General features: G+C 61.7%; 22 protein-coding genes. 12 read left to right on the top strand and 10 right to left on the bottom strand.

The genetic code is table 11. The features are described 5' to 3' along the window. Positions 1-2 precede the first annotated feature (2 nt). From GA829_RS29770 to GA829_RS29780, 3 genes are all read left to right on the top strand, one after another. Complete coding sequence (locus GA829_RS29770; protein ID WP_195176119.1) at positions 3-1766, top strand: ABC transporter permease subunit; 1764 nt, start codon at positions 3-5, stop codon at positions 1764-1766. A 218-nt stretch (positions 1767-1984) separates the two neighbouring features. Continuing rightward, positions 1985-2779, top strand: coding sequence for a TIM barrel protein (locus GA829_RS29775; protein WP_195176120.1), 795 nt, complete (start codon positions 1985-1987; stop codon positions 2777-2779). Positions 2780-3319: 540 nt separating this feature from the next. After that, on the top strand, positions 3320-4609 hold the full coding sequence (locus GA829_RS29780; RefSeq protein WP_195176121.1) for an NCS2 family permease: 1290 nt from the start codon (positions 3320-3322) through the stop codon (positions 4607-4609). 81 nt (positions 4610-4690) lie between these two features. Here the strand turns inward: GA829_RS29780 and GA829_RS29785 are convergent, their stop codons facing one another. Beyond that, positions 4691-5941, bottom strand: a complete 1251-nt coding sequence (locus GA829_RS29785; RefSeq protein WP_258052014.1) for a Zn-dependent hydrolase — start codon at positions 5939-5941, stop codon at positions 4691-4693. Between the two features lie 148 nt (positions 5942-6089). On the opposite strand from GA829_RS29785, the gene GA829_RS29790 reads away from it, so the two are divergent. Next, a complete protein-coding gene (locus tag GA829_RS29790; RefSeq protein WP_195176123.1) occupies positions 6090-6485 on the top strand; it encodes a RidA family protein in 396 nt (131 codons plus the stop codon). Positions 6486-6488: 3 nt separating this feature from the next. Here GA829_RS29790 and GA829_RS29795 read toward each other — a convergent pair whose 3' ends face one another. Both GA829_RS29795 and GA829_RS29800 read right to left on the bottom strand, forming a co-directional pair. Beyond that, positions 6489-7607 carry an aminotransferase class I/II-fold pyridoxal phosphate-dependent enzyme gene (locus tag GA829_RS29795; protein WP_195176124.1) on the bottom strand — a complete coding sequence of 373 codons (1119 nt, stop codon included), beginning with the start codon at positions 7605-7607 and terminating at the stop codon, positions 6489-6491. A 10-nt stretch (positions 7608-7617) separates the two neighbouring features. After that, a complete protein-coding gene (locus tag GA829_RS29800; protein ID WP_195176125.1) occupies positions 7618-8562 on the bottom strand; it encodes a Rossmann-fold NAD(P)-binding domain-containing protein in 945 nt (314 codons plus the stop codon). A gap of 295 nt (positions 8563-8857) precedes the next feature. Here GA829_RS29800 and GA829_RS29805 point away from each other — a divergent pair, with 295 nt between their 5' ends. From GA829_RS29805 to GA829_RS29825, 5 genes are all read left to right on the top strand, one after another. Beyond that, on the top strand, positions 8858-9625 hold the full coding sequence (locus tag GA829_RS29805; protein ID WP_195176126.1) for a transporter substrate-binding domain-containing protein: 768 nt from the start codon (positions 8858-8860) through the stop codon (positions 9623-9625). Positions 9626-9671: 46 nt separating this feature from the next. Next, positions 9672-10358 carry an ABC transporter permease gene (locus GA829_RS29810; RefSeq protein ID WP_195176127.1) on the top strand — a complete coding sequence of 229 codons (687 nt, stop codon included), beginning with the start codon at positions 9672-9674 and terminating at the stop codon, positions 10356-10358. Position 10359: 1 nt separating this feature from the next. Continuing rightward, a complete protein-coding gene (locus GA829_RS29815) occupies positions 10360-11091 on the top strand; it encodes an ABC transporter permease (protein ID WP_195176128.1) in 732 nt (243 codons plus the stop codon). A 12-nt stretch (positions 11092-11103) separates the two neighbouring features. After that, positions 11104-12264, top strand: a complete 1161-nt coding sequence (locus GA829_RS29820) for an aminotransferase class V-fold PLP-dependent enzyme (protein WP_195176129.1) — start codon at positions 11104-11106, stop codon at positions 12262-12264. A gap of 103 nt (positions 12265-12367) precedes the next feature. After that, complete coding sequence (locus GA829_RS29825) at positions 12368-13285, top strand: LysR family transcriptional regulator (RefSeq protein WP_195176130.1); 918 nt, start codon at positions 12368-12370, stop codon at positions 13283-13285. Positions 13286-13501: 216 nt separating this feature from the next. Here GA829_RS29825 and GA829_RS29830 read toward each other — a convergent pair whose 3' ends face one another. The 7 genes from GA829_RS29830 to GA829_RS29860 all read right to left on the bottom strand — a co-directional run bounded on the left by GA829_RS29830 (position 13502) and on the right by GA829_RS29860 (position 21774). Beyond that, the gene (locus GA829_RS29830) at positions 13502-14125 is read right to left on the bottom strand and encodes a cupin domain-containing protein (RefSeq protein WP_195176131.1); all 624 of its coding nucleotides are present in this window, start codon (positions 14123-14125) and stop codon (positions 13502-13504) included. 113 nt (positions 14126-14238) lie between these two features. Next, positions 14239-14997 carry an SDR family NAD(P)-dependent oxidoreductase gene (locus GA829_RS29835; RefSeq protein ID WP_258052015.1) on the bottom strand — a complete coding sequence of 253 codons (759 nt, stop codon included), beginning with the start codon at positions 14995-14997 and terminating at the stop codon, positions 14239-14241. Between the two features lie 45 nt (positions 14998-15042). Beyond that, positions 15043-16221, bottom strand: a complete 1179-nt coding sequence (locus GA829_RS29840; RefSeq protein WP_195176132.1) for a M20 aminoacylase family protein — start codon at positions 16219-16221, stop codon at positions 15043-15045. Positions 16222-16287: 66 nt separating this feature from the next. After that, on the bottom strand, positions 16288-18168 hold the full coding sequence (locus GA829_RS29845; RefSeq protein ID WP_195176133.1) for a dipeptide ABC transporter ATP-binding protein: 1881 nt from the start codon (positions 18166-18168) through the stop codon (positions 16288-16290). Continuing rightward, a complete protein-coding gene (locus GA829_RS29850) occupies positions 18168-19088 on the bottom strand; it encodes an ABC transporter permease (RefSeq protein ID WP_195176134.1) in 921 nt (306 codons plus the stop codon). Before GA829_RS29850 ends, GA829_RS29845 begins: the two co-directional genes overlap by 1 nt. Before the next feature lie 13 nt (positions 19089-19101). Beyond that, entirely contained in the window at positions 19102-20091 is a 990-nt protein-coding gene (locus GA829_RS29855) for an ABC transporter permease (RefSeq protein WP_195176135.1), read from the bottom strand. Positions 20092-20205: 114 nt separating this feature from the next. Further along, positions 20206-21774 carry an ABC transporter substrate-binding protein gene (locus tag GA829_RS29860; RefSeq protein WP_195176136.1) on the bottom strand — a complete coding sequence of 523 codons (1569 nt, stop codon included), beginning with the start codon at positions 21772-21774 and terminating at the stop codon, positions 20206-20208. A gap of 411 nt (positions 21775-22185) precedes the next feature. On the opposite strand from GA829_RS29860, the gene GA829_RS29865 reads away from it, so the two are divergent. From GA829_RS29865 to GA829_RS29875, 3 genes are all read left to right on the top strand, one after another. Beyond that, positions 22186-22959: a DeoR/GlpR family DNA-binding transcription regulator gene (locus GA829_RS29865; RefSeq protein WP_195176137.1), complete on the top strand. Its 774-nt coding sequence runs from the start codon at positions 22186-22188 to the stop codon at positions 22957-22959. 263 nt (positions 22960-23222) lie between these two features. Continuing rightward, positions 23223-23540, top strand: coding sequence for an ABC transporter permease (locus GA829_RS29870; RefSeq protein ID WP_195176138.1), 318 nt, complete (start codon positions 23223-23225; stop codon positions 23538-23540). Positions 23541-23576: 36 nt separating this feature from the next. Then, positions 23577-25838, top strand: coding sequence for a N,N-dimethylformamidase beta subunit family domain-containing protein (locus tag GA829_RS29875; RefSeq protein WP_195176139.1), 2262 nt, complete (start codon positions 23577-23579; stop codon positions 25836-25838). The last annotated feature ends 4 nt before the right edge of the window (positions 25839-25842 follow it).

The following is a 25842-nucleotide window of genomic DNA, read 5'->3' on the forward strand; positions in this document are numbered from 1 at the left end:
CCATGGCAGCGTCCAACCCACGCCTGGCCGGCTTTCCGCTTCTCGCTGCATTTCGGCCGGGCGTGGGTTGGCTTTTCCTGCCCGGCTTCGCTTTCCTGACGGTCTTCTTCCTGTGGCCAACGCTGCAGCTCGTCTCTGTCAGCCTGTTCGATCCCGACGGCAGCTTCAGCCTCGCCGCCTTTGGTCAGCTTGCCGCCACACCGGTCTACCGGCGCATTCTGTTGAGCACGCTGGGCATCGCGGTCGAGGTAACCGCCTGGTGCCTCGCGCTTGGCTATCCGCTAGCCTACTGGATTTCGCATCAGCCAAAATATCGGCAGCGCTGGCTCCTGCTGCTTGTGCTGATGCCGTTCTGGACAAGTTCGCTGGTCAAGAATTTCGCCTGGCTGGTGCTGCTCGGCCGCCATGGCCCGGTTTCCAGCCTTTTGAACTATCTGGGTCTGCCAGGTGGCGGCGACCTGTTGTTCAATCGCGGCACCGTCGTGTTCGCGATGGTCCATACCTTGTTGCCGCTCGCTATCATCATCATGTTCCCGGCCCTCACGGCTGTGAACAGGGGGCTGATCTCCGCCGCCAGGACGCTGGGCGCCAGCGACGCGCAGGCCTTCTGGCGCGTGTATTTTCCGCTGACGGTGCGCGGCGTCGCCACCGCCGGCCTGCTCGTCTTCATCGTCGCGCTGGCCTTCTTCGTCACCCCCGCCCTGCTTGGCGGACCACGACAGACCATGGTCGGCCAGCTTGTCATCGAGCAGATCAACACATTCCAGAACTGGCGCATGGGCAGTGCGCTCGCGGTGATACTGACGCTGCTGACGATGGCGGCGGTGTTCCTGTTCGACCGCGTCTTCTCGTTGTCGTCGATCGCCGGAGGCGGCCCCGCCAGGGCGTCGGACACGCAAACCCGCAAGGCGGGCCTCGGCTTGGTCTCGGCCCTTGGCTCGGCCTTCACAGCGCTTGCGCGATGGCGCGATGCCTATCTGCCCTTCCTGTCGGCGGGCCGCGTGCTTTCCGCTTACAGCTGCCTCATCATCGCACTGCTGCTGCTGCCGATCCTGGCGATCATCCCGATGGCCTTCACGTCGAGCGCCTTCCTCTCCTTCCCCCCGACCGGCTTCAGTCTGAGATGGTTCAACGAATACTGGCAATCGCCACTGTGGCGCGCCGCGACCATTCGTTCGTTCGCGATCGGCCTGGCGACGGCCAGCCTGACGCTGGCCATCGCGACAGCCGCTGCTTTCGCGGCCGCACGTTCGAAAGGCCGGATATCGAACCTCGCCTTCCTGCTCTTCATGTCACCGATGATCGTGCCGCAGCTGGTGATCGCAATCGCGATGTTCTACCTGTTCGCACAGATGTCGCTGGTTGCCACCAATCTGGGCATCGTGCTCGGCCACACCGTCATATCGCTGCCTATCGTCTTCGTGGTGATGGTCTCCGGCTTCAAGGGCCACGACTGGCGCCTCGACGATGCGGCGGCAACTCTCGGTGCCAACAGGTTCCAGGTGGTCCGGCGCGTGACGCTCCCGCTGGTCAGCGTGTCCCTGATTGTCGGCTTCATCACCGGCTTCCTGGAATCCTTCGAGGAACTGACGATCGTGATGTTCGTCGGCGGCGGCTTCGTCACCACCTTGCCCAAGCAATTGTGGGACGACGTTTTCCTTCAGGTTAGCCCGACACTCGCCGCAGCGTCCGTCGTCATCCTCGTCATCGTGACGCTGTTGTTCCTGACCATGGAGCTGCTGCAACGCAAAAAGCAGCCCGACTAGTCCGCCGCATTGGTCCTCGGTCCGCCGGGCATTCCGCTCCAATTTCGGATCATTTATTCCATTTTCCCATAAAATGAAATGACTGGTTGATTTCCTCGCCCGGCAGTCTAAAACAGAATTCGGTTTGCTATCGGTAGCAAACCGAATTGCAGCCGGTACAGGACAGGTCGAAGCCGTGCGAGATCGGCTGAACCTCAACAATTGCCCAGGAAATCCAAATGGCCAGCACCAGTTCGTCGCCGTTCGCGCTCGCCGCCTGCGCGGAGATGGTCTTCCGCAAGCTCCCGGTTTTGGATCGCCTGAAACGCCTGACAGAGCTCGGCTTTCAGGTCGAAATCTGGGACTGGACGCGGCACGACATCGCAGGGTTGGCGAAATCAGGCGCCATTTTTTCGTCGATGACGGGATACCTGACCGGCACGTTGGCCGACAATGACGGAGCCGACGAACTGCTCCGCACCGCGCGCCAATCCATCCCGATCGCCAAACAGCTCAATTGCCCGCGCCTCAACCTGCACGGAACCGGGCTTGACGGCCAAGGCCTGCCGCTCGTGAAATCGGACGTGATGACCGGTCCGATGTGGCTGAAGGCGCTGGATACGCTGAAGCGGATCGCCGATCTCGGCGAAGAGGAAGGCGTCATCTTCGTGCTGGAAAACCTCAACGTGGCCGTCGATCACCCGGGAGTGCCTTTTGCAAGGGCGGACGACACGATCGCCCTGGTCTCCGCCATCGACCGGCCGGCGTTGAAACTCAATCTCGACCTCTACCATGCCCAGATCGGCGAAGGTAACCTGATCGAGCTTTGCCGGCGCGCCCTGCCCTATATCGGCGAGATCCAGATTGCGGATGTCCCCGGCCGTATGGAACCTGGCACCGGTGAGATCAATTATCCGGCCATCGCCCGAGCGCTCGACGCAATGGGATACCGGGGGATGGTCAGCATGGAAGCGTTCCCGTCGGGCGATGACGAGCTTGCGCTCGCACGCTTCCGCGAGGCCTTCACGGTCTGATTGAAGCGCATCGCGGAGCGCGCGATGCGCGGATGCCGCCATTGGGCAAAAGCGGTGACGCGTCGGCCACCGCGTCACATGCACTGACGGCTGAAGACGAGACTTTTCGCCAGAGCGTCTTCTTGAGGAACAGTTCAACAGCCTGATAAGCTGCGTTGCGCTGACCTTATAATATCCGGCCGTGGCCTGTAGCGGCCGGAGCCACAGCACTACGGCAACAGCCCCGAAGCCGATTGCGGCAGCCCTCGATTCCTCTAGAAAATTGCGAAACTGCTTCTCATAGAATTGGTCATCTGGCCTCTTGTGCAGTTCATGCAACACGCAGAAGTTATGCCGGTTTGCGCAAGCAACCATGTCTTGCGTCAAATATCTGTTCACCTCGGCCTGGGATGGACACGCTGGAGCAGCGTCAGGGCCGACGACGTGGGAGCAGCAACGCTCGGCAATGCCGCTGGTTCTTGACCATCAGAGGTCATGGACCCGCTGTGGCGTTGCGCGTGACGGAAGGCTGCCGCACGCCATATTGGAGGGAAGCAAAGAGTGCTCGATACGTATTTCAACCTGAAGGACCAAGGCACCTCGATCCGCACCGAAGTGATCGCCGGCATCACGACCTTTTTGACGATGTCCTACATCATCTTCGTCAATCCGGAGATCCTGTCGTCGACCGGCATGGATCGCAATGCTGTGTTCGTGGCGACCTGCCTTGCCGCAGCCCTTGGCTCGCTGATCATGGGCCTGGTCGCGAAATGGCCGATCGGCATGGCGCCGGGCATGGGCCTCAACGCCTTTTTCGCCTTCACCGTCGTCGGCACAATGGGCTTCTCATGGCAGCAGGCGCTGGGTGCGGTCTTCATCTCGGGCCTGATCTTCCTGCTGCTGACAGTCAGTGGCGTGCGCAGCTGGCTGATCGCCGGCATCCCGCATTCGATGCGCAGTGCGATCGCGGCCGGCATCGGCCTGTTCCTGGGCATCATCGCCCTGAAGAGCTCCGGCATCGTCGTCGCCAGCCCGGCAACGCTTGTGACACTTGGCAACCTCAGCCAGACGGGGACCTTGCTTGCGATTGCGGGTTTCTTCATCATCGCGGCGCTTGACGCGCTGAAGGTGCGTGGCGCGATCCTGATCGGTATTCTCGTGATCACCATCGCATCGATGGCGCTTGGCGTCAGCCAGTTCAACGGCATTGTCTCGATGCCACCGTCCGTCCTGCCGACCTTCCTGAAGCTCGACATTGTCGGCGCCCTGCATTCAGGCCTGCTGCACGTGATTCTGGTGTTTGTGCTCGTCGAAGTGTTCGATGCCACCGGCACGCTGATCGGCGTTGCCAAGCGCGCCGGCCTGATCGAACAGGACAAGCCCAACCGCCTCGGCCGCGCACTTCTGGCCGACAGCACGGCGATTGTCGCTGGCTCGCTGCTCGGCACCAGCAGCACCACCGCCTATGTCGAAAGCGCCTCCGGCGTCCAGGCCGGCGGACGCACGGGTCTAACCGCCTTGGTCATCGGTGTCCTCTTCCTCGCGGCGCTGTTCTTCTCGCCGCTGGCAGGCTCCGTACCAGCTTATGCGACGGCGCCGGCGCTTCTCTACGTGGCCTGCCTGATGATGCGCGAACTGGTCGAGGTCGAATGGGCCGACATCACCGAAGCAGCACCGGCGGCATTGACCGCTCTGATGATGCCTTTCACCTACTCGATCGCCAATGGTCTGGCCTTTGGCTTCGTCAGCTATGCAGCGCTCAAGCTCCTGACCGGGCGTCCCGGCCAGGTCCATGCCGCGACCTGGCTGGTGGCGGCGCTGTTCATCATCCGCTTCGCCTTTTTCGCCTAAGGATATTGGCTGGGGGCCCGACCGGCGGCCTGGACAAGGTCCGCCGGTCTGGTTTTCATGCCTCCGCGCGAACCATGCCCGTCAACGAGCATCGCCATAGGCGAGCTTGTAGAGCGTACCGGCCAGTACCTTGATGCCATCGACGATGTCGTTGATCGAGGAGAATTCCTCGGGCGTATGGCTCCTGCCATCCTTGCTGCGAACGAATATCATCCCGGCCCGGGCGATCCTCGACATCTGCTGGGTGTCGTGGCTGCCGCCGCTGGACAGGGCGCCCAGCCGGATGCCCTGCTCTTGCGCCGTTGCCTTGATCGCCGCGACAATCTCGGGATGGCAGATCAGGGGCGCCTGATTTTCCACCACGGTGATCTTCACTTGGAGGCCACGGCGATCGGCGACCTCGCGGATGAGATTCTCGTGGAGAGCATAAAGCCGCTGCACGGCGTCCGGATCGGGATGCCGGGCATCGATCATGAAGCTGACTTTCGCCGGAATGATGGCCGGCAGGTTCGGCTCGACGTTGACCTGTCCCACGGTCGTCACGGCCGGCCTCCCCCAGCGCTCCGCTGTCGAGATAACGCCACCCGCGATTTCAGCGAAGCCCGCCATCGGGTCGCGGCGCGCATCCATTGGAAAGGCGCCGGCGTGATTTGCTTCGCCGGTCAGTTCCACACGGTAGTGGCGCAGGCCGTTGATAGCAGTGACGAGGCCGACAGCGAGATCGGCGGCTTCAAGCACGGGACCTTGCTCGATGTGCAGTTCGATGAACGTGTCGATGTCAGCGCGCTCAGCCTCGCCGAAAGCATCAGGATCAAGTCCGGCGGCCTGCATGGCCTGGCGGATCGACACACCGTCGCCGTCTATGAGTTCATCCAGTTCGCGCGGCTCGATGCAGCCGGTGATGGCGCGCGAGCCCCAGAGGCTTGCCGCCGCGAAGCGGCTCCCCTCCTCCTCGCAGAGCACCAACACCTCCAAAGTGCGGCGCGGCTTGCCGAATTGCTTCGCCAGAGCGTCAACCGCGACCAGCGCTGCAATGGCGCCCAAGGCACCGTCGTAACGCCCCCCTGGCGTCTGGCTGTCTATATGCGATCCGGACACGATCGAAGGTCCGGCCTCTTCGCCTTCAAGTCTTGCCCAGACGTTGCCGACAGCGTCGTGATGCACGGACAAGCCCGCTTGCCTGCACCAATCAGCGAACTGGCTGTTCGCCGCCACCCATTCCGGCGAATACACTGTGCGCCAGACACCGGTGCCGCTGTGCGCGCCGAATTCGCCGAGGTCCAGGATCAGCCGCTCGACATATTCAGGGTCAATGTTGATCGCTTCTGCCAATTCGCTCTCCCTCACGGTTCATTCAGCCTGCACGCCGGTATCCGAACCGTCGTTTCCCTTTTCAAGAAGATCAGTTTCCACATCTCATAACCAATCACGAGCAGCCCGTCTTATGAATGCGTTCCTGACATCGAAGCAGGAAGACACCATGACGATCGAATTCATCGCCGGCCCCAATGTGGAAGGGCTCGCAATTTCCGAGGCGGTCCGCGCCGGCGATTTCGTATTCCTGTCAGGCCTCGCCGGCTTCGGGCCCGACGGAGAGATCGTCAGCGGCGGGGTAGCCGCCGAAACCGATCGCATCATGCTGGAAGTGAAGGACATCCTGGGGCGGGCGGGCTTGCGCCTTTCGGACATCGTGAAGGTCAACGTCCATCTGCGGGACGCAAACGACGCGGATCAGTTCAACGCCGCCTACGAAAAATACTTCCCGGAAGCGAAGCCGGCGCGGATCGCCATCGTCACGGAACTGCTCAATGGCGGTCTGATCGAACTGGAGGTCGTCGCTTACGGTGCGAAGTCGAGGGGTGGCGAGGAACGGTGACGGTCAATTGAACGACCGTCCCTCGCGCAGATATTCGTCTATACCCACCAGCCCGCTTTCGAGATGATGCGGATCGACGCCGAAGCCCACACGGATGTGGCCCTCGATGCCGAACCAGCTGCCCGCGCAAACGAACACGCCTTTGCTCCGGCGCAGCTCTTCCACGAAGCTCTCCGACGAGACGTCCATATCGTAGCGAAGGAACGCCATGCCGCTCGCCTGCGGTACGACCCAGGACCAGCCCTGACGCCCGTCGAGCCATTCGGCCACCCGCTGGCGACCGGCAGCGAGAATGTGCCGGCCGCGCGAGAGCAACATGCTCCGGATGGGCTCGCGCAGCGCTCGTCCGGCAATGAACTGCGAGACAACGCCGGTGCCGATGCTCGTATAGTCCTGGAACCGATGGCCCTCGGCCACCAAGGCCTGCGGGCCGATCATCCAGCCCATTCGCAGGCCAGGGCAACCGAAGGATTTCGCCAGCCCTCCGGTCACGATAACCCTCTTGCCCATGCCATAGATGGTCGGCGCGTCAAGGGCATCGATCTCCGACCCCCGATAGATTTCATCGACATGCAGCCAGACGCCCGTGCGATCACTCAGCTCCGCGAGTGCCCGCCGGGACGATTGGGTGAGCGTCGTGCCGGTCGGATTGTTTGGGTCGCAAAGCGTGATCAGCTTGGTGCGCGGGCCGATTGCCGCTTCCAGCGCGGCAATGTCGGGCTGCCAGCCGTCGCTCGGCCGCAATGCAATCTGCGTCACCTCGATCCCCAGGCTGTCGGCGAGGCCGGCGATCTGCATGAAGTTCGGCACGACAACGATCACATGGTCGCCGCGCTCGGCGAGCGCCATCAAGGTCAGAAGGTTCGCTTCCGACGAGCCGTGAGCGACCAGCACGTTTTCCGAAGCCGCACCGGGATACCAATCAGCGACCGACTGGCGCAACGATGGAGTGCCGTCCGTATATCCATAGCCCAGCGGCAAGGCGGCAAGCTCAGCCAGTTCGGCTCCCGATAGGATGTCCGAGATCGCCGCCGGGTGAACGCCGCTCTCCGTCAGATTGATGGCGACATCGTTCTCATAAAGCGTCTGGCTGCGTTCGAGGATGAAAGTGGGAATCTGCATAAGGCACCCTTCAAATTGTTCGTGCGACCACCGCTTTGGCAATCATGATGTCCTGCACGGCGACGCCGGTCAGGTCGGCCACCGTGATGTCGCCGGGCAAGCGCGGCCCGGCCTTTCCGGCAATGACATTTCCGAGTTCGACGATACCCTCTGGCCTCAAGGCGCCTGCCGCTATCGCGGCGCGAATCTCGCCGCGCATCAGGCACTGCGGTATGCTGTCGGCGACCACCAGGGCGGCCGACTTCAGGATCAACGGATCGAGCTCGTTCTTTTCAGGCGTATCCGAACCCATCGCGGTGATATGCGTGCCGGGTCTGATCCAATCCGCGAGCAGATAGGGCTGATGGGCAGCGGTCGTCGTAACGATCAATTGCGACGAAGCGGCAACTTCTCGCGGGCTTGCCGCTACGCGAGCTTTGTAGCCCATGCCAGCGATATCGCGCACGGCTTCGGTCGCGCGCTCGACATCACGCGCCCACAAGACGAGGTCACGGCATTGCGTCACCCTGCGCAGATAGTCGGCCTGCAAGCGCGCCTGCACGCCGGCCCCGCAAATTCCAATCGTGTCCAGGCGCGACGGTGCCAGATGACGCGCGACAACGGCGCCCGCGGCGGCGGTCCTGTGATTGGTGAGCTCCCCCTCCTCCAGAAGGATGCTGAGAACCTGGCCCGTCTTGGCTGAGAGCACCAGCATGCAACCGGAGAACGGCGGCAGCCCCAATTTCGGATTGTTGAAAAAACCCGTTGCAAGCTTGACGACGAACACGTCGTCGCCGTGCACGGCGCCGTATTTGATGTGAAGCTCGCCGTTCTCGTCCGGGAAAAGCAGTTCGCCTACCGGCGGAACCTCGACCTTGCCCTCGGACAGGGCGACGAAGCCGCGCTCGATCTCGGCGACGACATCGATGTCCGGCAGAGCTTTCAGGATTTGCGCAAGCGGCACGATCTTCGTCAATTCCATCTCCCCGAAACAACACCGATCAATTCAATAGCGTGGCACCGCCCTAGCATGCGACCCGTCGAGGCTTGGTTGCCTAGTTTGGAAACCTGGCTTGAGGAATTTGGTAACGCACGCAACCCTGGCTGCACTAACCTTGGAACCGCGGAAGGGCCGGACGGCATATGTGGCGTGAAGCAATTTCGCAACGGTACACCGCTTCGGTGGCTACGAGAACGATCGCCGGGCGAACCCAAGGGATGGCGTGTCGCCAACTCGCGGAAAACGCCCGCAGGATAAAGGGGAATAAGACATGAGAAACAAATTGCTTGGCTTGGCCGGCGCAATCGGGATCGCCCTGATGCCGATGATGGCGGCGGCTCAGGACATCACTTTCGCCACGGAGGCGGCCTACCCGCCTTTCAACTTCCGAGCCGCGGATGGCTCGATCGCGGGTTTTGAAATCGATCTGGGGAATGCTCTCTGCAAGAAAATGAACCGGAACTGCACCTTCGTGGCCCAGAATTGGGACGGCATGATCCCAGGTTTGCTGGTGAAAAAGTTCGACGGCATCTTTGCCTCGATGACGATCACCGAGGAGCGCAAAAAGCAGATCGACTTTACCGATCCCTACTATCAGACAGCCGCCGTGTTCGTCGCGGCCGAGGCGACCAAGATCGACTTCGCCGACAAGGCTCTGGGCGGGCTGAAGATCGGCACAATCCCGGGCGTAGCGCAGTGCTATCTGGAAAAGGCTTACCCGAATGCCAGCGTCCAGGTTTATCAGAACGCCGAAGACATGTTCCTCGACGTCGGTGCCGGCCGGCTGGATGCCGTCTTCTCCGATCGGATCCAGCTCGACTTCGGCCTGCTGAAGACAGAGCGCGGCAAGGGCTTTGCCTTCAAGGGCGATCCTGTCAACGAACCCGGCTGCTTTGGTGAAGGCATCGGTATCGGCCTCAGGAAACAGGACACCGATCTGCGCGAGGCGTTGAACAAGGCCATCAAGGCGGTTCGCGATGATGGAACCTACAAGGCGATCAACGACAAATATTTCAGCTACGACATCTTTGGCAAGTGAGCCTGAGACGCACCGAGTGCAACGACCATAGACTGTCAGGATAACCGTGACTGACACTGCCGACTATCTGCCGTTTGTCCTTCGCGGCATCTACGTGACGATTGCGCTAAGCGTCTGCTCGCTCCTGGTGGCGACGGCGCTGGGCCTGGTCGGAGCCTGGGCAAAATCATCGAAATTCTCGGTCGCGCGTGGCGCGGCCGAGATCTACACCACGCTGATCCGGGGCGTTCCGGACCTGGTGCTGATGCTGCTGCTCTATTATGGCGGCCAAGCGGTTGTGAACCGGATCGGCGACGCGACAGGCTTGTGGGAAAGAGCGGAGCTCGACCCGTTTACCGTGGCCGTCGCGGCGATCGGCGTCATTTTCGGATCTTACATGACCGAGACGTTTCGTGGCGCCTATCTGTCGATCCCGCGCGGTCAAAGCGAAGGCGGAAAAGCGCTTGGCCTGGGCGGATGGCCTCTCTTCAGGCTGGTCATCTGGCCCCAACTCATGCGCAACGCCATGCCGAGCTTCACCAACAACTGGCTCAGCCTGATGAAGACGACTGCCCTGGCGTCGGTGATGGGGCTGGAGGACATCGTAAACAAGGCGAACGCTGCCGGACGCGCGACGCACCAGCCGTTCACGTTCATCGCTATCGTCCTGATCATATATCTCGGCCTCACCGTTGCCTCGGACGTGGGACTGCGCGTCCTCGCGAGACGGCTTCGCGTTGCGGAGACCGCCTGAGATGGAAACCGCCTTGTCGACACTTCAGGATTTCTCGCCGATCGATCTCGGTGTGATCGCCGCCAACTGGCCCCTCTTCGCGAAGGGCCTCATCAACACGCTGCTGCTTGTCCTGATCCCGTTGCTGCTTGCCATCGCGATTGCCATTCCGCTCGCTGTGATCCGGGCACAAAGGGTTCGCGGCTTCAATTGGATCGTGTTCTGCTACACCTATGTCTTCCGCGGTACGCCGCTGCTCGTTCAGCTCTATCTCCTCTACTACGGCGCCGCGCAGTTTGAGTTTGTCCGCCACTCGTTTCTTTGGCCTGTGCTGCGCGGAGCCTGGGGATGCGCCTTTGTCTCCATCACGCTTTGCTCCGCCGCCTATCTTACCGAAATCCTCAGGGGAGCGATCGAAGGCGTGCCCAAAGGCGAAGTCGAAGCCGCCAAGGCTCTGGGTCTCTCCGGCGTCCGGCTCTTCTGGCTGATCGTTCTGCCCTCCGCCTGGCGACGCTCGCTGCCGCCGCTGTCCAACGAAGTGATCTTCACGCTGCATGGCAGCGTCGTCGCAAGCACCATAACAATCATCGACATCCTGGGTGCCGGCAGGATGCTCAACAACAAATATTATCTCGCCGCTGAAGGCCTGCTTACCGCGGCCATCCTCTATTTCGCGCTCACCTTCCTGATCACCGCCGTGTTCCGCGGGCTCGAGCGCAAATACCTGTCGCATTTGAAATTATCCCGATCCTGAAGGAGTTGGACATTGGATAACCATACAAACGCCGAGGGGCGCCTGGCATCGCTGGACGTGTTTCCGCCGGCACAATCCTACGTGTATCTCGATGCGGCATCGGTCGGCCTGACGCACAAGACGGCGGCCGAGGCGATCAATCGCTGGCAGACCGAACTTGCCGAGGACGGAACGGTGGCCTTCGACGAGGAGGCCGAGGTCAAATGCTTCGATGACCTGAATGCTGCCACCGCGCAGCTCTTCAACGCGACGCCTGCCGACATCGCCGTGGCTTCAAGCGAGACGGTGCTGATGTCATCGCTGGCCTGGGCAGCCATGCCGAAAAGAGGATCGACCATCGTCGCGACAACCATCACGCACCCCAGCACCGTCTATCCCTGGATGCGAGTAGCCCAGCACACGGGTGCGGAGATGCGCTGGGTCAAGCCGCGCGAGAGCATGGCCATCGACATGGATGAATTGCTTGGCGCGATCGATGCCAACACCTCCGTCGTCTGCATTTCGCATGTCGAATACGGAACCGGCCAGACCTACGATCTCAGGGCGATCGCCGAGCAGGCGCACCGCCATGGCGCCCTCTGCGTCGTCGATGGAACGCAGTCGGCCGGACAGGTCGTGGTCGATGCGGCCGGCAGCGGCGTGGATGCCGTGGCAACCTCCACCTACAAATGGCTGTGCGGTCCGTTCGGCACCGGCCTGACCTATATTTCGCCGCGCATGCAGGAGATGAACCCCGGCTTGCTGGGCTGGCGATCGCACAAGGATATGTGGGACTTCCAAGCCGACAGGGTCGAACTGCCGGATGGGGCGAAGCGGTACGAGTTCGGAACCATGGCCTATGGCACCGCGATTGGCGCGACGGTCAGCCTGCGCTACCTCTTGGACACAGGCATCGGCAAAATCCAGGCGCACAATTCGAAGATTTCAGCCCAATTGATCGAGGGGCTGCGAGAACTCGGCGCCGAGGTGCTGGGCCCAACCGATCCGATGCAGCGCTCGGCAACCGTCGCAGCCCGGTTCGCGGGCAAGGACAGCGCCCAGTTCGCAAGGACCCTGAAGCAGAACAATGTGATCGCCTCGCTGCGCAAGGATTTCATCCGCTTCTCGCCGCATTTCTACAACTCAGCCGACGATATCGGCCGTGGGCTGGCTGCCATCCGGGCAGCCTTGTGAACACGCTGCATCCCTTGCCCGTGGGCCGCTTGTAGGTGGCAATGCGGTCCCCTAATATTGTCCAGGCGAGTGCAATCAGTGCCCGCCTGGGCAATGATCAAGCATGAACTGGCCACATCGACTTTTCACGGGCGAGATCGGCGACGCCGAGATCAAGTTGCTTCGCATCTTCCGCACCGTCGCCGATTGCGGTGGCTTTTCCGCTGCCGAAGTCGAACTGGGTGCTTCGAAGTCCGCCATCAGCAAGCAGATGAGCGATCTGGAAATTCGCCTCGGCATGCGGTTGTGCAACCGGGGCCGGTCGGGCTTCAGCCTGACGCCGGAAGGCGAGCGGGCCTATGCGGCGACTAGCCAACTGCTTGCCTCGCTGGAGATTTTCCGCTCTCAGATCAACGACACCATGGCTGGCCTGACCGGAACCCTTTATATCGGCCTGGTCGACACGATCGTCACGAAGTCGGACTCCGCACTGCATCGCGCAATCTCCGCCTATTGCGGCAAGCACAAGGACGTGGGCATCAGGATCATTTCCGGATCGTCAGCGGAAATATCCCGCGCCGTCCAGGAGATGCGAATCCATGTCGGCGTGACGGTGCTTGAATCCGAGCATCCCGACATCTCGGCCGTGACGCTCTTTGAAGAGGTGAGCCAGCTCTACTGCGGGGCCAAGCACCCGCTTTGGCCAATGGCCGACAGCGACATCCAGGTCGCCGATCTCTCAGGCCGGGCGTTCGTGCGGCACGGCTATTCCGAGGCAGAGCGATCCTATGTCGATCGCATGAACATGTCCCTGAAAGCGATTTCGCATGTGACCGAGGGGGTTCTGTTCCTCATCTTGTCGGGAAGCTATCTCGGCTTTCTTCCCACCCATTTCGCGGAAATCTGGCAGCAGCGGGGAGAGATCCGGCCGATCCTCACCAGCGATGTCGCGAAGAAAACAAGACTTTCGGTTATCGCCAACCGCAAGATCCTCAAGAACGCCCTGATCGGCAGCTTCCTGGATGAAATCGCCCGGCACTAGGCAAGGAGCGGCCAGCGATGAGATCAGCGGCTTTCTCGGCAATCAAGATCGTCGACATAGATCTGTTTCAGGGTGTCTCGCGCGTCGATGGCCGTCGCCGGGGCGCCGCGTTCGACGCCCATGAAGTTTGACGCGATCTCGTACCCGCCGCGACGCTGTAGGGCTTATCTACCCCCTTCCCGGTCGAGGCTCGGTCACTGCGCAAGCCGCGTGACCTCAGAAAGTCGGCGGCGTGCAGGTCCACAAGATGCTCGCAGGTTCCGTGCCGGTGTTGCGGTAGGAATGCGGAATGTGCGAGCGGAAACAGAACGAGTCGCCTATTTTCAGGCTGTGGACGACTCCGTCGAGAATGAGGTCGATCTGGCCGCGCAGGATATAGCCGGTTTCCTCGCCCTCATGGGTGATTGCCGCGCCGCTCTGGCCGCCGACGTCGATGTGATGGATGGTGCTCTGCAGCAGATGCCCGCCCTTGTAGGGGATAATGCGTTCCACCGAAACGCCGGCCCAGTCGCCCGGCCGATAGTCGAGTGTGACCACCGGGCGGGTACCGGCGCGAAAGACAGGAGAGTCGTCTGGCTCGTTCTCATCGAACAGCCAGCTGATGTTTGTTTCCAACACGCGAACCAGACGGTGGATGAGCGGCAGGGACGGCAAGGCGCGGCCGTTCTCGGCCTTGGACAACAGGCTTTCAGAACATTGGCTGCGCTTGGCCAATTCCTTCAGCGTCAGGCCCTTTGTCTGCCGCGCCAGCTTGAGCTTGGTGCCGAGGCGCCGCCGCGATTCGAGCAGTTCATTCGTCTCGACATCGCGATCGTCTATCAACAAGTTCGCTTTGCTCATCCTGTCCGCTCTCAAAGCCCGCAGGCGAAAGGTGCAATACCGCTCGCCGTTGTTACAGGTTTTGTACGGCCTTGCGCGACTTTTTGCGAAAGGCTGAAAGACCCGCCCGACGCTCAGTGTGCCATGCCACCGTCGACCATCATCGACTTGGCCGTAATGTAGCGTGATTCCTCCGAGGCAAGGAACGTGTACATCGGTGCAACTTCAGCCGGAGTGCCTTGCCTGCCGAGCGGCACAATGCGCTGGACGATCTCACCATGCGCCCGCGCCCCACCCATATGGTCGATCGCCGGATTGTTGAACGGCGTGTCGATCCAGCCCGGCAACACCGAGTTGACCCGGATATTGGACGGCGCCAACTCCTGGGCAAGTGCCGTGGTGAAGGCGATCACGGCGCCCTTGGCGGCCGCGTAGGCGGTCATGCCTGGCGCTCCGCGCAGGCCCGCCAGCGAAGAGGTGGTGATGAAACTGCCGCCACCGGCACGGCGCAGGGCGGCGGCACCATATTTGGCGGCAAAGAAAGTGCCGCGCGCATTGACGTTGAAGATCGCATCCCAGGTCGCGGCTTCGAACGTATCTATGGCTCCGGTCCGCATCAGGCCGGCAAAAAATGCCAGCGTGTCGAGCCCGCCGAGTTGCTTTTCAGCAAAAGCGACCGCATCGCGAACCGAGGCTTCGTCACCCACGTCGCAGGCGATACCGTGGGCGACGACGCCTTGGGCACGGGCAAGTTCGACGGCTTCCGCCATCGCCGCTTCGTTGATGTCGGCGATGACCAGGCTGGCACCGTTCCTGGCAAAATCCTCGACACAGGCACGGCCGATGCCTGTAGCCGCGCCGATCAGCAGCGCGCGTTTCCCGCTAAGCCTCATAGTTTGTCCTCCTCGTCTGTTTGGGTTTTATGCCGGCCGGCACCGTCAATCGGGCCGCGGCGATTTGGCCGTCGACCAGTTCGTTGCCAGCGACGTCCAGTAAAGCGCGCCCAAAGGGATGAGCGCGTCGTTGAAATTGAAACCGGGATTGTGCAGTGGCGTGTCCTGGCCATTGCCGATCCAGACGTAGCATCCCGTTTTTGAATTGAGCATGAAAGCGAAATCCTCCGACGCCATGCTCGGCTCGAACTCGGTCAATACGGCGTCTCGACCCCAGATGTTTTCAGCAACTACCTCGACGATCGCGGCTGCATTGGGATCATTTATGGTGGCTGGATAGCGCGGCTCGAAGGCCAGGGCGGCGCCGACTTCATGGGTGATCGCGACGCCTTCAACGATCTGGTCGAGCCGCTGGCGCACCTTGGCGCGCGCCGCGTCTGAAAAGGCACGCACCGTGCCGTGCAAGACCACTTCGCCGGGCAACGCGTTGAGCGAGTTGCCGCCATGGATCTGGGTCAGCGAAACGACAGTCGGCTGAAGCGCGTCGACCGACCGGCTGGTGATCGACTGCAGGCTGGAGATGAATGCCCCGGCGGCGGCAATGGCGTCGGTGCCGAGATGCGGCAGCGCGGCGTGCACGCCCTTGGCGCGGATCGTGATGGTGAAAAGATCCATCGCCGCCATCATCGGTCCCGGCCGCACAGCGACCGTGCCGAGTGGCAAGCCTGGCCAGTTGTGCAACCCAAAAACGGCATCGACCGGGAAGCGGTCGAACAGGCCTTCTTCCACCATCAGGCGGCCGCCGCCCTCGGCTTCCTCGGCGGGCTGGAAGATGAAGCGGACACGGCCGGCGAAGTCTCGATCGCGCGAAAGATAATCGGCCGCCGCCAGCAACATGGTCATGTGGCCGTCGTGGCCGCAGGCGTGGCTGACGCCGTCGCGGCGTGAGCGATAACTGTGGCTGGTTTCCTCGTGGATCGGCAAGGCATCCATGTCGGCGCGCAGGCCGATGGCAGGACCCGGCTTGCGGCCTTCGAGCGTCGCCACCAGCCCTGTGCCGGCGATGTCGGTCGTGACGCCCATGCCCATCTCGGTCAGGCGCTCGGCAAGGAACGCAGCGGTCTGGTGTTCCTTGAATGCCACCTCCGGCCATTGATGCAGATGCTGCCGCCAGCCGGCATGAACCGTCTTACGATCGCGGAAAAAAGCTTCAGCCGATGCCATAGGGGTGTCTTCTCCGCCGCGGAAGTCTCGGCCTATCGCGCAAGAGGCAGGCGATAGGACCAGATGTCATGGATGGGCGCCGGGTGCAGCCGCGGCCAGCCTTGCCACATCGACGACCGGCAGCCCGTTCAGGCCCAGATGACAGGCGCTGGCATTGCCGCTCTCGTGGATCGCCTGGACAGGATCCTCGGTCGCGCAGCGGTCGAAGGCGAACGGACAGCGGCTGCGGAAGCTGCAGCCGGGCGGAATGTCGATCGGATCCGGGGGCTCACCCTCCAGCAGATAGGTCTCCGTACGGTAGGGCTTTTCCTCCACCGTCGGCACCGCACTGAGCAGCGCCCGCGTATAGGGGTGCGCCGAACGCCCAAACATCGTGTCGTTGTCAGCGAGCTCGACGATGCGGCCGAGATACATCACCGCGATGCGGGCACAGACCCGTCGCACCATCGCCAGATCATGTGAGATATAGACATAGGTGATGCCACGCTTGACCTGCAATGTTTCGAACAGGTCTAGCAGCTTGGCCTGTTCGACCTGATCAAGCGACGACAGCGTTTCGTCGAGAATGAGCAATTCGGGTTCGAGCACCAGCGCACGCGCAATGTTGACGCGCTGGCGCTGGCCGGCGCTGAGACCGACCGGCAACTGGTTGTAGAGCGCCGGCGACAGGCCGACCTCGGTCATCACATCCTTGACCTTCTTCTCGATCTCGCGGCGGTTGCCGAGGCCGTGAATCAGCAGCGGTTCCGAGATGGTCCGACCGATCGAACTGTGCGCGGCAATGGCGTTATACGGGTCCTGCAGCAGCAACTGGAAACGCCGCCGCAGGCCGAGAAGTTCCTTGCCGCGCAGCGTGGCGATGTCGGTACCCTCGAACAGGATCTGGCCGGTCTCGGGCGCCTCGAGACAGCTCAACAGGCGCGACAGTGTCGACTTTCCACATCCGGACTCGCCAATGATGCCGAAATTCTCACCACGGCGCACCGTGAACGACACACCGCGCACAGCCCGCACCTTGCGTTCGGCGAAGACGGCATTGCGGTCGCGGACCCGATAGATCTTCTCGACCTCGCGAACATCCAAAACGACCTCTCCAGAGGAAGGAGCTGGCGGCTTTTCCTTTGTTGCCCAGATCTTGGGAACCTTGGCGATCAGCTCGCGCGTATAACCATGCTCGGGCCGGCTGATGATGTTGCTGACCGACTGGCGTTCGACGATATGGCCGCGATCGAGCACGATCATATCGTCGGCGATGTCGCTGACGATGCCGAGTGATGACGATACGAAGACGACGGCGGTGTCGAAGTCCTTCTGAAGCTCGCGCAACAGGCGCAGAATCTGCGCGGCGACGGTGACATCGAGCGGCTGGGTGATGTTGTCGGCAATCAACAGCTTTGGATTGGAGACCAGCGCGTCGACGATCAGCGCGCGCTGCATCATGCCGCCGGAGAACTGGAACGGATATTCGTCGAAGCGCTGGGCGGGAGAGGGAATGCGCACCGCCTCGAGTGTGTCGATGACGCGCTGGCGGGCCTCCTGGCGCGACAGCCGCGGTGCCACGGCGCGCAGTTTTTCCAGGATCTGATGTCCCACCGGAACGGTCGGATCAAGCGCGCTGGTCGGGTTGGCGCCGATATAGGCGATCTCGCGGCCGCGCAGACCGGCCATCTGCTCGGCAGGCAAGGTCAGCAAGTCGCGTCCGCCGTAATTGACGACACCACTGGCAATGCGGAGCGGCGGCTTGATCCAGTTGACAAGGGCGCGCGACAGCACGGTCTTGCCGGAGCCGCTCTCGCCGATAATGCCAAGCACCGAGCGTGGTGCGACAGTCAGGTCGATGTCGGAAAGGATGGTGCGATCGCCGGCGGCGGTGCTGGCCGTCACCGACAGGCCACGCACCTCCATGACCGGAGGCGGAGACTGCACATTGGATGGGCTCTTCGACATCACTCGCCTCCCTGCAGGATGTGATTGCGGGCACGTTCCAGAACGCCGCCCATCAGGTTGAGGCTACCGAGCGCCAACGCGAGAAGGACGCCGGGAACGATGGTGATCCACCAGGCATTGAGCAGGTATTGCGTGCCGGAGGCGATGATTGTTCCGAAGGTCGGCGTGGGCGGCTGGATGCCGATGCCGATGAAGCCGAAGATCGCTTCGAAGATCATCATGCGGGCGATGTCGAGGACGGCAACGAAGGCGATCGGCGGCAAGATGCTCGGCGCGATATGGCGGATCATGATGCGCAGGTCGCTGGCGCCGAGGATTTTGGCGGCGCGCACATATTCCTTCTGGCGCTCGGCCAGGGTGACGCCGCGCGAGACGCGGGCATAGACCGGCCAGCTTGCCAGAATAAGGACAGCGATGATCGACGCCGGTGACGGCCGCGACATGCCGAGGATGGTAATCGCCAGGATGACCACCGGGATCGACATCTGCACATCGGTCAGCCGCATCAGGATCACGTCTGTCCAGCCGCCACGATAGCCGGCATAGATGCCGATGGCGCAGCCGAGGATGAACATGCCGATGACACTGACGATGCCGATGGCGAAGGCGTTGCGAAGTCCGATCAGCGAGCGCAGCAACAAGTCGCGGCCGAGCTGGTCGGTGCCGAGAAAATGCGGCAGCTTGCCGCCTTCCATGAACAGCGGCGGCAGGAACTTGTCGGCGACATTCATCTTGGTCGCCGAAGCGTCGATCAGATAGGGGCCGAACGCGGTCAGCAGCGCCAGCGCCAGGAAGATCGACGCCGCGATCTTCATTTCGCTGTAGCCCCAGGCCCGGCGCACGATGCGAGAGGTCACGCCACGATTTCTGGTTTGCGTCGCAACGGTGTTCATGGCTGCCTCGGCAGTCGATGTTGTCATGGCGGACCGTCCTTCAGAATTTCAAGCGGCGATCGATGGTCGTCGAAGCGAAGTCGACCAGCATATTGATCGCGACAAGCGCGCCACTGGCGAGAATTGCGACGGCCTGGATGATCGGGAAGTCGCGCTGGAACACGGCATTGATGGTCAGCATGCCGATGCCGGGATAGCTGAAGATGTATTCCACCACGAACAGGCCGCCGAGCAGCATGCCGATCATCTGTGCGCCGAACAGATTGAGCAGCGGCACGGCGGCGTTGCGCAGCACATGCTTGCCGACCATGGTGCGATAGGAAAGTCCCCGCACCATGCCGACATCGAAATAGACCTCGCCGAGATTGGCCGCGACCGAAACCGAAATGGCGCGGATCATCACCGGCGAAAGTTCGATCGCCAGCACCATCGCGGGGATGATCGTGTAGGCAAAACCCTGGTAGCCGATGGCCGGCAACAATCCGGTTTTGGCCGACAGGAGGAAGATCAGCACGACGCCGACCCAGATGTTGGGTAGCGAGACGAACAGGGAACTGACGTAAAGCCCTAGTCGGTCTGGCCATTTTCCGGCACGCAGGCCCGCCGCCAATCCGAGCGGCACGGCGATCAGCAACGCGAAAAAAACGCCGAGAGCGGCGAGCTGCAGGCTGTAGGGCAACGCATGGCCGATCAGTTCGGCGACCGAAGCGCGGCTTTCGGGATTGTAACCCTTCGCGTCCTGCGAGCCGCCGGCGCTGCCCCCCTGAACGCCGCGAATGAAGGAGCGGCCAAGGTCGCCAGTGGCTACCTGACCCATGAACCGGCCAAACTGAACCAGCAGCGGATCGCGCAAGCCGAGATTCTTGGCCGTTTCCTCCAGCACGCTGGCCGGCGTCATCGGTCCCAGAATGATGCGGATAGGATCGCCAGGCACCACGCGCAGCAGTGTAAAGATCACGAATGCGACCAGGATGACGATCACCAGGCCCTGGCTGATGCGCCGCAAGAAGAATTCGATCGCGAATGCCATGCACGCCACCCCGAAATGAAGAAGGGATCAGGCGCGCCTAGCGGTGCGCCCATCGTTGGTCTCTCCGCCGGCGGCGAGGCATCGCGCCCGGCCACCGGCTCAAGGACGGGGTTCCTAGCTCAGCTTGGCTTTGCTGAGGTCGATGGGACCGTTCGGGTAGAAATAGGCCCCTTCAAGGTTTTTGGACATGGCGCGAAGGAACACGGACGAGAACAAGGACAGGCTCGGCACCTTGGCGGCGAGAAGCGGCAGCGTCTCTTCCTGAAGGACCTTGAGGCGCTCCTCCGTGGAGCCGGCATTGCGCTCCTTGTCGAGCGACGCATCGATCTCGGCATCGTTGATACCGTTGATCAACGCGAACTTGGAATGGTAGTTCGGGCGCAGCACCAGATCCGGCTCGGGCGACCCCGTGATCCAGCCGACGTCGATGATGTGACCAGGTCCCTGGCCGTCGGCGCGACGGTAGATCTGCTCTTCCCACGCCGCCGGTTCCAGCGTCGTCAGTTTCACCGGGAAGCCCTGCTCCTGCAGCATCGCGGTGATCAGCTCACCATACTCGCGCGTCTTCGGATAAAAGCCGACGGAAGTGATGTATTCGAGCTCCGGCAGGCCCGCGCCTTTCGGGAAGCCGGCTTCGGCCAAAAGTTTCTGGCAAAGTTCGGGATCGTATTTCGGATAGTTGGGCACATCGACATACCCGAACTTCACCGGTGAGATGTGGCTGCTGGACGCCTTTGCCGCTTCACCGACAACGGCAAGCACCTGATCGCGGTCGATGGCATGGGCCGCGGCGAGGCGCACGCGGACGTCGTCGAAGGGCGGCTTGTTGCAGCGGAAATGCAGGTACTTGTTCTCGCTGGACAGGCTGCTGTTGGTAACGATGTTGGCTTGCGCCTTCAGCGATTCATACTGTTCCGGCTCAAGCCGCTCGGTCAGGTGGTACTGGCCGTTGAGCAGGCCGAGAACGCGCGTGTTGGCGTCCGGCACATAAGTCCACAGCAAGGTCTCGATCTCCGGCTTGCCGTCATAGAAGGTGTCGTTGGACTTGAAGACGATCTGATCGCCCTTGGTCTCGGCGTAGCGGAACGCGCCGGTGCCGTTGGGGCGCTGTTTCAGCACGTTCGGATCGGCGACGTCCTTGGCCGAAAGGATCGGCAGGAAGGCGGAGACGTACCAGAAATTCAGCGCCGGGTAGCCGAATTTCTCGGTCTTGAGGCGGACCGTGTAGTCATCGACGATCTCGACCTCGACCTGTCCCGGATACCAGGCCGACGCCGGGCGGCTCGGTTGCGAGGCGTATTCGTAGGTTGCCTTGACGTCCTCGGCCTTGAACTCCTTGCCGTCGTGAAACTTGACGCCCTGACGCAGTTTGTACTCGAGCGTGAACTTGTCGATAACCTTCCATTCAAGGGCGAGATCCGGCAGAATTTCACCGGGGTTGTCAGGCTTCATCAGGCACTTCGTCAGACGGCCGAAAACCAACGCCTCGGCAGTGATCTGCGGCGCGATGGTGTGGGACGACGGGTCCCAGCTGCTGGTCACGGTGCCAGCCGCGGCAAAGACCAGGGTCTTGCCGTCCTGTGCCCACGCCGTGCCGAAACGGCCGGTTCCGGCCGCGATCAGCAGCGTGCCGGCTCCAAGCGCCGAAGCGCCCGCAAGAAATGTGCGTCTTGTCGATTTCATTGAACGAATTCCCCTCACCTTGATGTGGCGTTGATTGTGCACTCACGCGAGAAACGCACGGACTGCGCACTCCTCCCGCAGCGGCCCAAGACTTCAACAGACCAGTAGCGCCTGTCAAGTCACTTGAATAATAATGCTGCTATCTTGAATTTCCCTCAAGCACGTTTCCTTAGCGGCGACATCCAGGCAGGAGATTAATAGCCCGAATAACGTATCCAATATGACCGTTCAGTCAATGCGATCAAACAATTTTTTTGCTGAGCACATCAGGGCGCTCCTCTTCCGCCTTGATGGAGCAGGCGGCCAACCGGTCGCGATTGGTATTCGGCAGCACCCTGCAAGGTGGACGTCGCTCTTTACGAGACGCCATCGTGATGCGTAGGCTGCCGCAAGGGATATGACACAGAATCAATGACCTTCAGCCGCTTCAGCCCAGAGCAACGCCGCACGATGATCATGGATTTTGCCCACGAAAAGGGGCGCATCCTCGTCGAGGATCTCGTCCAGCAATTGTCGGCTTCCAGCGAAACGATCCGCCGCGACCTCAATCAGCTTGCCGCCGCCGGCGCCTTGAGAAAATTTCACGGCGGCGCCTGCCTGCCGTCGCTGGCCGACGAAAACCCGTTCTCCATCCGCATGTCGGAGCAAATAGCCGGCAAACGGGCAATCGCCCGGGCCGCCGCCAAACTGTTCGACAATGGCGAGACGATGTTCATCGATACCGGTACGACGACCCTGCTCCTCGCGGAGGAGATGTCGGAGCTCGGCAATCTCTCCGTGGTGACGAATTCGTCAGCGATCGCGGCTGCCTTGTCGGGGCGCGGCAACAGCGTCTTCCTGCTCGGCGGCCTTTATCAGGCCGACGCCGGAGAAACCACCGGCGAAGCCACCATCGAGCAGATCTCCAATTTCCGCGCCGCTCACGCGGTGCTGACGATCGGGGCGATCCACGTCAGGAACGGCGTCATGGACTTTTCGCTCGGCGAAGCCCAGGTGGCGCGCGCCATGATCGAACAGGCCGACCGGCTGACCATTGTCGCCGACCACTCGAAAGTTGGTCGCGACGCCTTCGCCAAGGTCTGCCAGATCGACGTGATCGACCGCTTCGTTACCGACGTGCGTCCGTCCGCCGAAACAATGGACGCCCTGCTCGCGGCCGGCGTCGAGGTCATCGTCGCAACCTGATACGACCATGCCTGGCCGCCGCATCCGGCGCATTCCAATGAAGGCTGGCGCTGTGCCGCCGGTCACATGAATTACAGCAAAACGATCGTCGGCCTTTTTAAATGCCAATTGACCGTTCGGTCATTGACAACGATAAACCCAACCGGTTTATTGACCGAATTGCGAAACTTCGTTTTCGGCTGGAAGCCTTGCATTGTCACGAACGACAGTGCGCGTGGCGCTGAACGCTCTCCGGCCGCTCGCAACAAGGAAGAGAGGCATTGGTGGCAAACCAGGAATTGGACAGGCTGATCCAGGGCCGGAACCTTGACGACCTTATTGCCGAGTTTCGCGCAAAGACCACGGGCCAGCACAGTCCTGAACTTCAGCGCCTGATCAACCGCATCCGCAGTGAGCCGATGACCGGCAAGCTGGCGCTGCTCTGCACCCGTCCGCACGAGGAATGGCGGCTTGTGCGGATGAATGGCCGCGGCAAGCCGATGACCCTGCTCGACAGTGTCTTTCACAACCTGGACGACGCCGAATGGGCAATCTTCAAGCTGCGCATGAAACGGCATTTCGACATCGACCTGAACGATTGAAAAAGCGCGACGGTGAAGGCCTTGGAGACTGACATTATGCTGAAAATCACCGGATATGCCGATCGTGTCAGCGCCGTGCCAGGCAGCATCATCCGCTTCATGATCAATTGCGAGTACCCGAACTATCGGGCGAGCGTGGTCAGGGTCGTGCAGGGCGACACGGCTGCCGAGGCACCGCCAGTGAAGCTCGTTCCGGTGCCCAGCGCGATCGACGGCCGCTATCCCGGCCGGCATCAGGTGATCCATGCCGGTTCGTTCGGGCGTATCGATTGCAACGACATCTTTTCCAACTCGCCGAGCCTATCCCTGCAGGCGATGATCATGCCGACGACACCGATCAAGAGCCGCCAGGCAATCATCTCGAAATGGGACGAGGTTGCCGGTCGCGGCATCGCCATGGTCATTGCGCCGGACGGCTCCATCGGCATCGAGATATCCGATGGCATCACCCACAAACTGGTCTCCGTCGGCAAGCCGATGCTGGCGAAGCATTGGTACTTCGCCGCCGTGACCTACGACACCGAAAGCGGCAGAGCTTGTGTCTATCAGGAGCCACAACATCAATTTCCAACCATCGACGACGGTGGCTCGGCGAGCAGCGTATTGCCGTCGGGCATCGCTTGGGAGAATTCGGCGCCGCTGCTGTTCGCGGCCAGCTGGGGTGGCGAGGATGCGGGACGCATGGTTGGGCGCGCACTGTATAACGGCAAGATCGATCGACCGCGTATCTCCGTCGCCAACCTGCCGCTGGCCGACCTGCAGGCACTGCGCGGCGACCGCTGGGCCGAACGTCTTTCGGGGACACTCGCGGGCGCATGGGATTTCTCGCGAGACATTTCCGGCATCCGCATCGACGACGTCTCGGGCCGTGGGCGCGACGGCGTGGTCGTCAACATGCCGACCCGCGGCGTCACTGGCCATAATTTCACCGGCGAGGACGGTTTGTGCTGGAAGCAGAAACCCGAGCAATGGTCAGCGATCCATTTCCACGACGATGATGTTTATGACGCCGGCTGGCTGGCCGATTTCTCGCTGACAATTCCTGAGAATATGAAGAGTGGCATCTATGCTGTTCGCATCGAGGCCGAAGGTGAGGAGCAGTTCGTCACCTTCGTGGTCAGGCCGGCACGTGGCAAGCCGACGTCGAAGCTGGCGTTCCTGTTTCCGCTCGCCACCTACATGGCCTATGCCAATGAGCATTTCGGCACCAATGATGGTCTGGTCGAGCTGCACCTCAACCGCGCCCTGGTGCTGCATCCGCACCAGCAGTTCCTCAACGAACATCGTGAATACGGTCATTCGCTCTACGATCTGCATTCAGATGGCAGCGGTGTCTATTACTCGTCGCGCCTGAGACCGGTGCTCAACCTGCGTCCGAAGGTCGAAGCCAACCATGGCGCGGGGCCTTCGCATTTGTGGCTGTTCAACGCCGACACCCACATCACCAGCTGGCTCGAGAATTTCGAACAGGAATACGATGTCATCACCGACGAAGATCTGCACGAGGAGGGCTGCGAGCTGCTGAGCGGCTATAGGACTGTCGTCACCGCCACCCACCCCGAGTACTATTCCAAGGAGATGTGGGACGGGGTTCAGCGCTTCACCAACAGCGGGGGGCGGCTGATCTATCTCGGAGGCAACGGCTTCTACTGGCGCATCGCCTATCATTCCACCCAGCCAGGCATCATCGAGGTTCGCCGAGCAGAGGGCGGCAGCCGCGCCTGGGAGCCGCCGACAGGCGAATATTACCACAGCTTCACCGGCGAATATGGTGGCCTCTGGCGGCGGCAAGGCAACCGTAGCCCCAACCATCTGGTCGGTGTTGGCTTCACCGCACAGGGCTTTGACCAGTCCTCGCCTTACCGCAGGGCCGCCGGCGCCAGCGATCCGCGCGCCGCCTTCATCATGGCGGGCATCGACGATGAGATACTCGGCGACTTCGGGCTGACCGGCGGCGGCGCCGCCGGCATGGAGCTCGACCGCCACGATGTCTCGATCGGATCGCCGCCGCATTCCCTGGTCGTGGCAAGCTCCGGGCACCACACCGAGGCTCATGTCTTTGTCGTCGAGGACATGCTATTCAACTTCATGGGCAGCACCGGCGACGTCTGCGACAAGGTCCGTGCCGACCTGGTCTTCTTCGAGACGCCGAATGGCGGCGCGGTATTCTCGGTCGGTTCCATCGCCTATTCCGGCTCGCTGCCCTGGAACAATTTCGACAACAACATCTCACGACTGACGCTGAACGTGCTGCGACGCTTCATGGACCCGGCACCGTTTCCGATGCCGGCAACCTGAATTC

This window comes from Mesorhizobium sp. INR15, assembly GCF_015500075.1.
In the GTDB taxonomy this organism is placed as follows: domain Bacteria; phylum Pseudomonadota; class Alphaproteobacteria; order Rhizobiales; family Rhizobiaceae; genus Mesorhizobium.